Annotated in this window: 13 protein-coding genes; 9 read left to right on the plus strand and 4 right to left on the minus strand. The window is 66.3% G+C overall.

The window, feature by feature from the left end:
* The 3 genes from ACFHWY_RS01775 to ACFHWY_RS01785 form a co-directional block, all read right to left on the minus strand.
* On the minus strand, positions 1–3,291 hold the full coding sequence (locus ACFHWY_RS01775; RefSeq protein ID WP_416578292.1) for a DEAD/DEAH box helicase family protein: 3,291 nt from the start codon (positions 3,289–3,291) through the stop codon (positions 1–3).
* Complete coding sequence (locus ACFHWY_RS01780) at positions 3,284–4,024, minus strand: hypothetical protein (RefSeq protein ID WP_416578293.1); 741 nt, start codon at positions 4,022–4,024, stop codon at positions 3,284–3,286. Before ACFHWY_RS01780 ends, ACFHWY_RS01775 begins: the two co-directional genes overlap by 8 nt.
* Before the next feature lie 351 nt (positions 4,025–4,375).
* The gene (locus ACFHWY_RS01785) at positions 4,376–5,137 is read right to left on the minus strand and encodes a GntR family transcriptional regulator (RefSeq protein ID WP_416578294.1); all 762 of its coding nucleotides are present in this window, start codon (positions 5,135–5,137) and stop codon (positions 4,376–4,378) included.
* 200 nt (positions 5,138–5,337) lie between these two features.
* Between ACFHWY_RS01785 and ACFHWY_RS01790 the strand changes: the two genes are divergently transcribed.
* The 4 genes from ACFHWY_RS01790 (at position 5,338) to ACFHWY_RS01805 (ending at position 7,739) form a co-directional block, all read left to right on the plus strand.
* Entirely contained in the window at positions 5,338–5,670 is a 333-nt protein-coding gene (locus tag ACFHWY_RS01790; protein WP_416578295.1) for a hypothetical protein, read from the plus strand.
* Between the two features lie 88 nt (positions 5,671–5,758).
* Positions 5,759–6,004: a precorrin-4 C11-methyltransferase gene (locus ACFHWY_RS01795; protein ID WP_416578296.1), complete on the plus strand. Its 246-nt coding sequence runs from the start codon at positions 5,759–5,761 to the stop codon at positions 6,002–6,004.
* A gap of 149 nt (positions 6,005–6,153) precedes the next feature.
* Complete coding sequence (locus ACFHWY_RS01800) at positions 6,154–6,975, plus strand: GntR family transcriptional regulator (RefSeq protein WP_416578297.1); 822 nt, start codon at positions 6,154–6,156, stop codon at positions 6,973–6,975.
* Positions 6,963–7,739, plus strand: coding sequence for a glycosyltransferase family 2 protein (locus tag ACFHWY_RS01805; protein ID WP_416578298.1), 777 nt, complete (start codon positions 6,963–6,965; stop codon positions 7,737–7,739). Before ACFHWY_RS01800 ends, ACFHWY_RS01805 begins: the two co-directional genes overlap by 13 nt.
* On the opposite strand, the gene ACFHWY_RS01810 is transcribed toward ACFHWY_RS01805, so the two are convergent.
* Positions 7,723–8,172, minus strand: coding sequence for a hypothetical protein (locus ACFHWY_RS01810; protein WP_416578299.1), 450 nt, complete (start codon positions 8,170–8,172; stop codon positions 7,723–7,725). The two genes, ACFHWY_RS01805 and ACFHWY_RS01810, sit on opposite strands and share 17 nt — an antisense overlap.
* Before the next feature lie 983 nt (positions 8,173–9,155).
* On the opposite strand from ACFHWY_RS01810, the gene ACFHWY_RS01815 reads away from it, so the two are divergent.
* The 5 genes from ACFHWY_RS01815 (at position 9,156) to ACFHWY_RS01835 (ending at position 12,450) form a co-directional block, all read left to right on the plus strand.
* Positions 9,156–9,551, plus strand: coding sequence for a transcriptional regulator (locus ACFHWY_RS01815; protein WP_416578300.1), 396 nt, complete (start codon positions 9,156–9,158; stop codon positions 9,549–9,551).
* A gap of 274 nt (positions 9,552–9,825) precedes the next feature.
* Complete coding sequence (locus tag ACFHWY_RS01820) at positions 9,826–11,448, plus strand: FtsK/SpoIIIE domain-containing protein (protein WP_416578657.1); 1,623 nt, start codon at positions 9,826–9,828, stop codon at positions 11,446–11,448.
* Positions 11,445–11,699 carry a hypothetical protein gene (locus ACFHWY_RS01825; RefSeq protein ID WP_416578301.1) on the plus strand — a complete coding sequence of 85 codons (255 nt, stop codon included), beginning with the start codon at positions 11,445–11,447 and terminating at the stop codon, positions 11,697–11,699. The genes ACFHWY_RS01820 and ACFHWY_RS01825 overlap by 4 nt, the downstream gene beginning before the upstream one ends.
* A gap of 5 nt (positions 11,700–11,704) precedes the next feature.
* On the plus strand, positions 11,705–11,893 hold the full coding sequence (locus ACFHWY_RS01830) for a hypothetical protein (RefSeq protein ID WP_416578302.1): 189 nt from the start codon (positions 11,705–11,707) through the stop codon (positions 11,891–11,893).
* The gene (locus ACFHWY_RS01835; RefSeq protein ID WP_416578303.1) at positions 11,890–12,450 is read left to right on the plus strand and encodes a DUF2637 domain-containing protein; all 561 of its coding nucleotides are present in this window, start codon (positions 11,890–11,892) and stop codon (positions 12,448–12,450) included. The genes ACFHWY_RS01830 and ACFHWY_RS01835 overlap by 4 nt, the downstream gene beginning before the upstream one ends.
* The last annotated feature ends 19 nt before the right edge of the window (positions 12,451–12,469 follow it).

Here is a 12,469-nt window from a genome sequence, read left to right on the forward strand (position 1 = left end):
TCAGTGTCCTTCCGTCAGCATGCGGTCAACCATGTTCTGGCGCTCCTCAGAGGTCATTCGGGCGAGGTCGCCGACGCTGAAGTGGCCGGAGTCCTCGATCCAGGCTTTGCGATGCGGGACGCCGCCGGAGACAGCCTCGATGGTGATGCGGTGCAGGATCTCGTTGTGGCTCATCTCGAAGACCTGTGAGGTCAGGATGTGCCGCAGCCTGACGTCCTGGTCAGGGAACACATCAGTAAGGCCCGTGTCGAGACGGCGCACCAGTTCCATCAGGAACAGTCCGGCGGTGGAGAACAGATCCGCGAAGGTCTTGGTTGGGTCGGTGAAGATGCCTGGGTTCTCGGCTTCGAGGGCGTCTACCATCAGCTTGACAACGGACTGTGGGGTGAAGACCAGAGATGTCTTCTGCTGCGGGATGTAGGCGAAGATGTTCTCGGTCTGCGCGTCGTCGAAGTAGTCGGCCAAGGCCTCCTTCTTGTCCAGGAACTCCTGGACGGACTGGTCGAAGACCGCCTCGTCAAATAGGCCTGGGATCTTCGTGACAGTGCCGTTCTCATCGGTGACCTCTTGGCCGTCGCGCAGGAGGCGGAACTCGGCTTCGGTGATTCCTGTGATCTCCTTGAAAACGTCGTCGGGCGTGTAGTCGTCGAAGTTCGACAGGCGGATGTCACGGCCACCGTATGCCATGAGGAACATGGGGATCGTGCGGGCGAATCCCCGCAGGTGGGAGCGGGCGTCGTCCATCGTTTGGTTCGCGCGCTTTTGCTCCTTCTTGGTCTCCTCGCGCGTCACCACCTCGGGCACGATCGAGTCCATGGTCCCCTCGACGATGGCCAGGATGTCCGTCTTAAACGCCTTGTCCTGCTCGGCTCGCTTGGCCTCGACTACCTGGGCCTCGGCCTCGGTGACGGCGTTCTTTAGCTCGTCTTCCAGATGCTTGCTGGCGATCTTGTGCTCGGTGTAGGCGCGCTCGACTTGGTCCTTTACGGCCTGCTCGGTGCGCTTTTCGTCGCGCTCGACCTGCTTGGCGGTGAGCCCGTAGGCCTGCTTCAGCTCCTCGCGCTTCTTGCGGCTTTGTTCGGTCACCGCCTTGGCGATCTGGGTCGCCGCTGTGTGCGCAGGGGCATGGGGCTCGACGGCTGGGATGTCCTCGGTGCTATAGACGGGCTTGCCGAGCTCGGCGACCTTGGGGTTGATGACGGTCTCCACGTCGACCTGGACCCTTCCTTCCGGGTCGGTGACGGGCGGCGGCTGCGGGATTTCGATGGGCTGCCCGTTGGTGACCTTGCCCTGCTTCGCAGTGGGCAGCTTGTCGAGGATCTCCTTGACGTGCTCGGAGTACCGGAAGATGCCGGCGACGTTCGCGAACAGCAGGTTCGACAGGAACCCGCGGCGCACGACCTCGCGGGCCTTGAACACCTGCGGGAAGGTCAGGACCTGGGAAGCGTCGAGCTCGATCATCCGGCCCTCGGTGTCCTCGCCCAGGACCGGGAAGAAGTTCAGCAGCCGCCGAATGTTCTCCTGCCGCACGCCCTGATCGCCCGGAGGGCTCGGGTGCAGGTTGTTGGCAAAGGCGTCGAAAATCGTCAGCGTGCGCTCGGGCGCGAAGTCGAAGATGTACGCGTTCTGCTTCTGGAACACGTGTCCGGCACGCTCGAAGGTGCAGGGGTTCTGCGCCCGGAATGCCGCCTGCATATATTGGGCCGGGGAGGACAGGTCGGACAGCATGATAACTGCGGTCCATTCGGGCACCGTGACGCCGGTGGTGAGCTGTCCCACCGATAGGGTGATGGTCTTGCCATCCGACTTTTCGGCCTCTGCGATGGCGTCGCGCACCTTGTCCAGAGACTTGCCGGCCGCGACGGGGTCGGTGTCGTCGTCGGAGCGCCCGTCGCCGGCGGCCAGGATGATTGTGTAGTGCTTGAAGACGTCGTGGGTCTTGAGCAGCTTCTGCAAAGCCTTGGCAGAGGCGACGCGGTTGAGTAGCCAGAAGGAGTGGCGGACCTCGTCTCGCAGTTCAGGCGTGGAGAACGGGTATTTCTCGTTGGTCGTCAGGCAGTCGAGGAACTTGATGATCTCAGTCTCGTGCTCGAAGAACCCGTTGTCCTTGGTCGCGAAGAACTCGTTAAGGTTGAACGTGTAGTCGATGTTCGCCTCGTCCTCGTCGATGGCGACGCCCTCGGTCAAACGTTCGGTGATCATCCGTGAGATCTGGTAGGTCAGCAGATTGAGCGTCGGCAGCGCCGCATACGGGTTCTCCTGGCCCTCCTCCCCCCACTGCTTGCGGGCGGCCTGCTCGTCCTCGTATGACCAGTTGAAGATCTGGTCTTGGTCGAACTTGCCGGAGGCCAACGCCTTGAACGGCGTGCCAGACAGGTGCAGCGTCCATTTGCGCTTGATCTGGTCAAACGCGACGTCGGTCTTGGTGGTGTCGATGCCCTCGTGGGCCTCGTCGATCACCAGCAGGTCCCAGTCGGACTGGGCGATGTGCTTGAGCTTGTCGTAGGAGCCGCCGAAGTACTGCGATCCCTTGAGGTCCTGCAGCGAGAAGAACTCCACGATGCGCGGGTCCTCGTCCTGACAGTTGGACAAGAAGGCACGCCACTGCTCGCGAGTCATGGGTGAACGGTCGGCCAGTGATGGCGACTCCGAGACGAACCGGTACGTGGTTTGGTGGCCGATGAAGCGCGTGAAGTCGTCGAACCAGGAGTTCGCGATCGCTGGGCGGTTGGTGACGATCAAGACCCGCCGGACGTCCAGGGTCCGCATCAGGTCATATGTCGTCAGCGTCTTGCCGAATCGCGGCTTGGCGTTCCACAGCACCTCGGTCTTCCCGGCTTCGAAGGCGACCACGGCCTGGTCGACGGCCGCTCGCTGCTCGGGGCGCAGGACGTAGTCGTCCTTCTCGGCGCCGTGCTGGAGGTGGGCGAAGTCCTGGCCGGCGAAGTCGTTGAAGTACTCCAGCGACGTCCTTGGGGCGATCTTGAAGTGATGCCACTCAGTCCGCTTTGGCGTGGTCTCGCGCTCCACGCCCTGCTGGTGCAGGTAGGCGTGGAAGTCCTTGTCCGTGAAGCGCCCACCGGCCTCGGACGTGAACAGGGCCCGCCGCGCCCACTTCTTCTGCTTCTCGACGGACAACTGGGATGCCTGCTGCGCGATGCGCGCATCTGCGGTCGCCTGCTCGGTGTACCCGATCTTCTCCCATCCCGCGTACTTTGGGATGTCCGGTGTCGTCCAGGAGTAGATGAGCGGGGTGATCTCACGGAACGTCCTGATCTTCGGACTAGGCATTGGCCCTCGCTCCCTCATGGACCCTGTCGATCCTGCAAGCCCGGTAGCTGTCGTAGACGGTGAAGTCAAAGGTCTGTTCGCGCAGCGAGGCGAGCGTGAACGGCTCGCGCTGAACCATCCCGGGGGCATCCGTGATCCGGTTCCACCAGGAGAACTGGATCTTCTCGTCTCGCCAGTCCAGGCCGGTCAGAGTGTCGCCACGAACGAGGTTTGTGTCGATGAGGAAGGCCGCGGCCTTCCTCAGGCTCGTATCCGGGTCACATGGGACACCGTGTTGCTCGTGGAAGTGCAAGAACTCGGTGAGCATGGCCTCCTTGGCGTCTCGGTGGTTGTCCTCCAGCAGCTCGATACCGTAGATCGAGGCGAGGACGAACAAGGACGCCTCCGGCCGCTCCTCGGGTGCGTAATTCTTCTCGACCGCACGGAGCTTGCGGTGCAGGATCGCGACCAGGAAGTTGCCGTGGCCGGCCGCAGGCTCAAGGAAGGTCTTGTCGACAAAGTCGGGGCCCGCCTCCAACTCCTCGCGGACCAAATCGAGCATCCGGTCCACCATGTGACGCGGTGTAAAGACCTCACCGTACGTCTTGACACGGTGCCGCGACTTTACGACCTGCTCCTCCGCGATCGCCTGCGTCACAGTCACTGGTGTCCCCCATGTCGCCGACGAGGAGCTATGTGAGCCCATGGCAAGCCTGCTCATCCGCCGGGCCGAGCAAATCAGCTGACCGGTCATCTCGTGATGGCAACCCATGTACTCCAATTTCTGCAAGCCGGAGGCTATCGCGTCAGACGCTAGCGGTGCGAGCCGGAAGTTCGATGACCCACCACGGCCGGCCACGGAACACGCCCGTCTGCTGGCGTTAAGAGCGGGACCCCCGGGGCCGCCGACGGTAGCGCCGAGTGTGGTTAAGGCTTGTGGGCGAGCAGCCGGCCGGGGCACGGCGGCCATCGCACCGCCGCACCGTGGGGTAAGTCACCGCCGCCGACGTGGAGTGACAGCGGAGCGTCGGACGCGCGCCCAGGCGGCGGCACGTGGGACGCGTTGCCGGCCGCCTTGAGGATGTGTCGAAAGTGCGAACGATAGCTACCGCTTCATCTCGATCAGTCGATAGGTTCTGACGACTGTTCGGACGGCTCCGCCTGCTCGGGTGATCTTTTGATGTTCGACTAGGGTCGAGCCCTCCTCGACAGCGAAGAGAGCTGCAAGCTCCGGATCTGCTCCGACCTGACGCTCTCGTGTCTCCAGTGGGGAAGCCTCATCAGGTTCACTGCCGTAATGGCGAGGGCTTGCGTACGTTCCGCGGCCGTGCTCGGTTGCGACCAGGCGTTCATCCCGCAGGGCCGCGATGGCTTGGCGCACCGTGCCACGACTAGCCCGGAACTCAGTAGTGAGGGCGCTCTCGGGTGGTAGCAGGGTGCCCGGCGGTATGACGCCACTTTCGATGCGTTGCCGCAGCTCGTCGGCGATCAAGCGGTAGCGGGGTTGGCCGTAGTGCGGGGTGGGCACCTGCTCACCGTACCTGGCACTTGTCTTACCAAGTGCCAACCAAGCGACCCGTTTCGACGTATGGACAACACATCCACTTGTAGGTACGTTTCCCAGTGTGCGGTCATGGTGACGGCTCGTGTCAGGGGTGGTCTCGCGCCGGCCCTGGTCGCACATGATGCGCGGCGTCCTGTCGGACCGGTTGCGGTAGCCGCGCGTACAAGTTGGCTCGGCGATACCCGACCCGTCCGGCGTCGGACGGTGCGCCGTGCCTTCATCCGGGCCGGTGGCCGGCTGCATTCCCCCGTGGTCGGCCACCGGTCCTCGCCTACCTGTGGAGGTGCGATGTCCGGCTCTCATCGTCGTCGCGGTTGGTTGTCGTCCTGGTGGTCTTCGCGACGCCCAGCGAACCGGGCCGCCGGCAGCAACGCTCCGTCGCCTTTGCCCAGGCACGCGGCGTGGTGCTTGACGGTTCCGACGCGGGAGCTGCCCGCGCTCCGGTACGCGCCACTGCTGACGCGCGCCCAGCAGTACCGGGGCAACGCTGAGCGGTGGCCCCGATGAGGCACACGAGCAAGCCGGCTGCGGTGGTGAGTCACCCGGACTGGTGTGCCCCTGACCGCTGCGGCTATCTGGTGCCGCCGGTGCTGGCCCACATGGCTCGCCGTCATCGTGGCCCCATGCATCGGGTTGGCGACAGCCGGGCAGGCGGCCTGATCGTCACCTACCTCATCAGCGCTGACGCTCTCGGTCCCATGGTGGGGATTCACGCGGCGTGCCGGGCCGGGAACGCCTGGGCGGAGTTGTCGGTACCGCAGGCGGCCGAACTGGTTGAGCAGCTTCACGGCCTGTTGGCGCAGGTGCCAGGCGACCATGGGGCCGGCGATGAGTGAAGGCATACCCGCGCCGGAGAGCCGTCCGCCGTCGGGCGCGCGGTTGGTGTGCCCGGAGTGGTGTCGGGGCTGCGGACCGAACGAGCCGATGCATCGCGGGCTTCTCGCCACTGTCGGGCGGGAGCAGACCGGCTGGGTCAGCCTGCAACTGCTCGTCGATCGGTTCGCGCGCCGGGACCTGGCGGTCAAGCTCGACGCGACCCGCTACGGCGCGACGCAAGCCGTGCTCCTGTCGGCGACGCAGGTTGACCGGCTCATAGAGGAACTGACGCACGCGCGACGGGTGATGCTGGCACCGCTTGGTCGACGCGGACAGACGGGGGAGACGCGATGACCGCCAACAACCACCGGAGCAAAGCTTCCCCTCGTACCCCCGGCCCTCGACGGGTGCAATCACCGCGGGTAGCGGTGGCGGTGCCTCCGGTGCCCGAGCGGCCCGCTGGCGGGACCACCTGGCAGACGTTGGAACGTCTAGGGGGTACGGTGACCGGTGTGCAAGGTCGGGACTGGCGCCCTCGCTACCTGCAACTCGCCGAAGAGTTGCGGGCGAAGATCGTGAACGGCGAACTTGCCCCCGGCACTCTGATGCCCAGCGAGACCGAGTTGGCCGACACCTCGGGCCTGTCCCGCACGAGCGTCCGCAACGCCATCCGGCAGCTCCGGGAATGGGGCCTGGTCCGCGCGGAACAGGGGCGCGGGACCTACGTACGGGCACCCCGCCAGCGGGTACGCCGTCGCAACACCGAGCGGTACCAGTGGGAGAAGGATCGCGTCCTGCTCGACGAGGACGAGCGTCTGAAGACCGGTGCCACCGAGCACGACACCGGCCTGACCGTCGACGACCTCAAGTTCCACGCCGAGTACTCCCGCGTGGAAGCCGATGCGGAGATGGCGGCGGCTTTGCAGGTCGAGCCGGGTACTTCGCTGTTGCGCCGGGTCTACTGGACGTCCTCCCGGCACGAGAACGCGCCGCTGACCGTGTCGTACTCCTACCTGCCGTATGACCTGGTGGCCACGAACCCTGACTTGCTCGACGCCAGCAAAGAACCCTGGCCGGGCGGTACGCAACACCAGCTCCACACGCTCGGCATCGAGTTGGACCGCATCGACGACGAGATCCGGGCGCGTCCGCCGTCCCCGGATGAGGCCGAACTGTTGGACATCGACCCTGGCGTCTCCGTGCTCACGGTGCGGAAGACTTCGGTCGACACCACAGGCCGCGTCGTCGAGGTCGCCGACGTGGTGATGCCGGGCGACCGGACAGAGCTTGTCTACTCCCACAAACTCCAACGGTGGAAAACTTGACGCAGCTCGTCTCGGTCATCACCCCGGTCCACGCGCCCAGCATCGAGTACCTGGCTGGCGCCTACGAGTCGTTGGCCAAGCAGGAGATGCCCGACGGGTGGGACTGGCAATGGCTCGTCCAAGAGGACGGGCAGACCGGCGCCCTGGTCGACGTGCTGCCCAATGATCCGCGGATCAGTCTCGGTACCGGTCGACCAGGGGGACCCGGTGTTGCCCGTACCCTCGGGCTTTCCCGTGTCTCCGGGCAACTCATCAAGGTTCTGGACGCTGATGACCAGTTGACCCCTGGTGCGCTCGCCCGCGACATCGCCGCGTTCGACGCGCATCCGCAGATCGGATGGACCACCTCGCGGGTACTTGATCTGCTGCCCGACGGGTCGACCGCCGGATGGGACAAGGATCCGGCCGGCGGGGTCATCGACCGCGGTGCGGTCCTGTCGTTCTGGCAGGCCAACGACTACCGCGCATCCGTGCACCCGGCGACCCTGTGCCTGCGCCGGGATCTCGTCTTCGCCCTGGGCGGCTGGATGGCCCTGCCCGCCTCCGAGGACACCGGCCTTCTACTCGCCGCTAACGCGGTGAGCGCCGGCTACTTCACCCGCGAATACGGCCTGCTCTACCGCAAGTGGCCCGGCCAGGTCACCAGCCAGGCCGCACACCGCGAGCCGGCCGAGTACCAGGCCCGAATGAGGATCATCGAGGCCAGAGCCAACGCCCTAGCCTCGATGCTGCCGAACAGTCTACCGCTCACCCCTCCGGCGTAGCCTCGTGCCCCGGCAAGCCCTGGGTACGCCGCCGTTCCTTCATCTCTGCCTCGTAGATGTGCCGCCGGCCGCCGGCCAGCTTCTCCCTCGCGTCCCGCTCGATCTCCTGGAACGCGGCGTAGTAGCCATCATCGAACTCCTCCATGATCTGGAACGTCCACCGGCCAGGTAGCACGTTGCGCCCCAACAGCTCGTGCTCGACCCGGTCGGCCGTCTCGTCGTGCCCAGCCTCGCGGAGCAGCTTCACCACCCGGTCAAGGGTGAGATCCGCGCCGCCGACGAGCTGGTGCGCCGAGTACAGGTGACCACGCACCCGGTGGATGGTCTCCAGCGCCTTGCTCAGCTCGCCCAGGGCATCAACCGTGGTGTCATCTACACCAGGTGGCCGCGAGTGGGACTCGTCCACCGTGCTGCCCTGCCGTTCTTCTGCCATGAGTCCAGCGATACCCCTGAGCAGAGGCGTTACGCCCGCTGCGACCGGCGATGCCGCCACCCCTTGCCAACGACCCACGGTGTCGCGCGGAACGGACGAAGCGTCCGCCGGGGTAGCGGTCCCCGCGAGGTAAATGAGTGTCGCTTGCCAATTCTATACGTGTTGAGGTTATGATTTCCGGGCGTCAGAATCGCCCATCCACGCGCTTCGCATCAGTTCCGCTGTGCCCTGAACTTCAAGGGATCAGCGGACAAGTCCGCGCGTAGGAGGAAGCAGAGGATGACCAAACCCAAGCCCCGGAAAAGTCCCAAGCAGCGCAAGCGGCGAGGTCAGGACCGGGGTCGCGGTACTCCTTGGTATCGCAAGGTGGTAGGCGAGTGGGCAGGGCCGATCAGGTTCGTCACGTTCGTCGCACTCCTGACCGAGGAGCTGCTCAGGGGTGGGGGTTGGCCCTTCTAGCCTGCTGCTAGCTGAGCCAACCGCCCTGAGGTGTGGGGGGCGTCCGTCTTTGGTTTCGCAGGCCACGGCGGGCGTCCCTCACGTGCGTCTGTACGACTCGAGTCGTACAGACCTCGATGCCGTCTAGGTCGAGGTTGGCTCGTCGACTAACCCGTCTCACCGACTCTCTAACGGCACCGTTAGACGGTATCTTACTCGTCGCGGTTCTTGCAGCATCTATCGCATCACTAGATTAAAGACTTTAATCTAGTGGCGTGCGAAGCAAGTCCAACGGTAAGTCGTTGTCGAGACGAGTGCTGGAGTGTCGGCAAAGATCTTTGATCCGACTTCGCTATTCGTTCTCGAGTACCTTTCTCGGAATCTAACGAACGAGAACCGAAGCCGGCTTCACCATGTCGCGGTGATCAGGCGATCGTTCCTGGACCGATCGCCTGGTTGAGCAGGGTTGTTGACTTGTCTGCCAAGTGCCGTCTACCTTTGAGTCTCAACTTGGCAGACATGCCAATAACCTGGAGGTTGAGCGGATGGCTCTGCGTGGCGGTACGAGGTTCGCCGTGCGTTGTGAGGACGTGTTCCCGGCGGGGTGCGCGTTGGTGCCCGAGTCCCTGGGTGAGGTCGAGGACTACGACGAGAAGACCGGCCGGCGTAGCCCGGCGAAGGACAAGCTGACCGGCCAGCGGGTGTGGCAGGTCCGGGTGATGGACCTGGACCCGGAACTCGGGAAGCGGTCGAGGGAGACCACGGTGAAGATCTCGGCGGACTACCAGCCGGTTCCGCCGTCGGGTACGCCGTTCGAGGCGGTCGAGTTCGAGGGCATGACGGTCACGCCGTACGTGGCGAACAACGGCCGGATGGCGTACTCGCTGCGTGCGACCGGGATGCGTGCCCCGGCGGGCGTGGCCAAGAAGGCGGCGGCGTAGCCGTATCAGGTGGGGGCGGGGCTGTCAGGTCTTGGCGGACGGCAGCCCCGCCCTCTGTCTCTTCCCCCTGCTCTGTCGAGAGAGGTAGTGACGTGTCCAAGCGTAGGCGTTCGGCTGCCCCGGCCCAGCCGCGGTGCGGCGTGTGTCAGTCACGGTTCGACCCGACCACCGGTGCCGACGGTCGGTGTGCCGGCTGCGTCGGGCAGCTCGTTCTTCCGTTTCCTCCGGTCCGGGATGCGTCCGGTCGGTTCGTGTCGCTGCGGGATGCGCGATGATGCGCCGGCCGCGTGGCGAGGTGCTGATGACCTCCGCCGGAGACCTGGTGGTCGTCCGGCCGAAGCGATTCCACCTGCCGATGTGGCTGGTCCTCCTCGGCCTGGTACTGCGGTGGCTCGCTCGGGGCTGCTGGTGGTGCCTGCGCCACCCGATCGCCGTGGGTCTGGCCGTGCTCGCCGTGGTGCTCTACTCCGAGCACGGCTGGTCGGGTGTGGTCGCACCGCTGGTGCTGGCGTCGTTGGTGTCGGCGGTGTGGCGGTGGCGCGATGAGGCGTCCTGGTGGCGGTGGTTCGCCGGGCCGCTGCTCGGCCGGTTCCGTCAGGTGTTCGTGTACCGGCGGGCGTGGCATGAGGCCATGACCCTCTGCGGCCTGGCCGCAACCTACGACCATCGGGCCGTCCTGCCCGAGCTGCTGCGCGTGCGCTCGGATCAGGCCCTCGACGTGCTGACCGTCCGAATGGTCCGGGGGCAGACCCCGGCCGACTTCCAGAAGGTCACAACCAATCTCGCGTACGCCTTCGGCCGGCGGCACGCCCGCGTCTACTCCGAGCGGCCCGATGATGCGCCGACCCGTACCGGCTATTGGGCGCTGCTGCTGGGCTGGGTGGACCGGGTGCGGTTCCGGGACCGGCCAACGCTGGTCTACCTGGTCCTCGTCCGCACCGATGCTTTGCGGCCGGTCGTGGCCCCGTTCGATGCCCCGGCCGTCCCGGACTTCACCGCGCTGCCGCTGGCTCGGCGGGATGACCTGGGCGTCTGGTCTCTGCACCTGCTCGCCACGCACGTCCTGATCGGCGGGGCCACCCGGTCCGGTAAGGGCTCGGTGCTGTGGTCGCTGGTCCGTTCACTGGCCGGCGGCATCACCTCGGGATTGGTGCGGCTCTGGGTGATCGATCCGAAGGGCGGGATGGAGTTCGCCATGGGTCGGCCGTTGTTCGCCCGGTTCGCCTGCAAGTCGTTCGAGGCGATGGCGGACCTGCTCGACGAGGCCGTGACGGTCATGCGGGAGCGTCAGACCCGGTTGGCCGGTACGGTCCGGGTGCACACCCCGACTGAGGCTGACCCCCTGGTCGTGGTCGTCATCGACGAGATGGCGGCACTGACGGCGTACCTGCAAGACGTCGACCTGCGCAAGCGCATCGCCGGCTCGCTCGGGCTGCTGCTGTCCCAGGGTGCCGGGGTCGGCGTCCTGGTGGTGGCCGCGTTGCAGGACCCCCGCAAGGAGGTGCTGCCGTTCCGGGACCTGTTTCCGACCCGCATCGCCCTCGGCCTCACGGAAGCGGCTCAGGTCGACCTGGTGTTGGGCGACGGTGCCCGCAATCGGGGAGCCCTCGCTGACCAGATGCCCCGGTGGGCCAAGGGCGTCGGGTACGTGATCCTCGACGGCATCCCGGAACCCGCCCGGGTCCGGTTCTCCTACATCTCCGACGACCACATCCGCGAGCTGGCCGCCGAGTACCCCGCCCCGGCCGACGCGGCGGACATCCTCGCCCAGGTCACCCGGGAAACCGCGACCGAACCAAACCGGCTGCCTGTGCCCCGGCAGACCCGGGGGCCGCTGCTGCCCGACTCGCTGCGCCAGATCCTCAACCGGGACGCCGACGGGGGCGAGCCGCGGTGACCGCCCCGACGTTCTACCGGCTCCGTGCCCCCGGTGCTGACGGTGCGACCTCCACGGCGGTGTCCGTGCGTGTCGACCCCGCTCGGACTGACCCGTACCCGGTCTATCTCGCCGTCGGCGGCGGCCGGCGCCGCATGTACCTCACCCCCGACGAGGCATGGGCGCTGTGGCGCTGCCTCTCCGAAGCGGTCGCCTCCCTCGGCGAACCCCCCGACCACATCCGAACCCGCGTCACCCCGGCCCGGAGATAACCGCCATGTCCCTCAAGCGCTTCTTCCTCGGCACCCACCGCATCAAGCCCCTGCACATCGAACTGAACGACTCCCCGGAACGGCTCGCTGGTGCGCTGCACGGCCTGGCGCACTTCGTCAACCGACGCCGAGACCTCGACGGGCAGCGCATCCACATCACCCTGACCATCCGCAACCCCGGCCCTCGCCGATGAACCGCGACCGAGCCGAATCCGCCGTACGCCTGGTGATCCTGCTCGCCATCGGCACCATGGCCGGCGCCGCCGCCTTCACCCACGTCCACGACCTGTCCGTTGCCCACGGCCAACCCCACTGGATCGGCTGGGCCAACGCCGTAGCCGTCGAACTGATGGCCATCTACCTCGGCCTGGAGATCCGCGCCCGCCGCCGCGACAACCGCCCCGTCGGCCTGGTCGGCGTGCTCCTGGTCGCGTTCGCCCTGCTCTCCCTCGCCGCCCAGGTCGCCGAAGCCGAACCCTCCGCCTGGGGCTGGATCGTCGCCGCCGTACCGTCGCTGGCCTTCCTCGCCCTGGTCAAGGTCGTCCTATCCAGCGCCCCCGCCGTCCCGACGGCTCCCGATCAACCCCAGGGCGACTGGTACGACGAGCCGCAGCCTGTCGAACCCGTCCCGCCGGCTCCGGTGATGCCAGCGGCATCAGCCACAGTGATGCCGCCGGCATCAGCCGCGGTGTTGCCTCCGCTCGGCGTCGTCCATCCCAACCGGCCCCAGGTCGTCGGGATCATCCGATGACGGCCATGTTCGCCGCTGG

Origin of the sequence: Micromonospora sp. LOL_024 (genome assembly GCF_048060415.1) — a bacterium.
Classification (GTDB): domain Bacteria; phylum Actinomycetota; class Actinomycetes; order Mycobacteriales; family Micromonosporaceae; genus Micromonospora.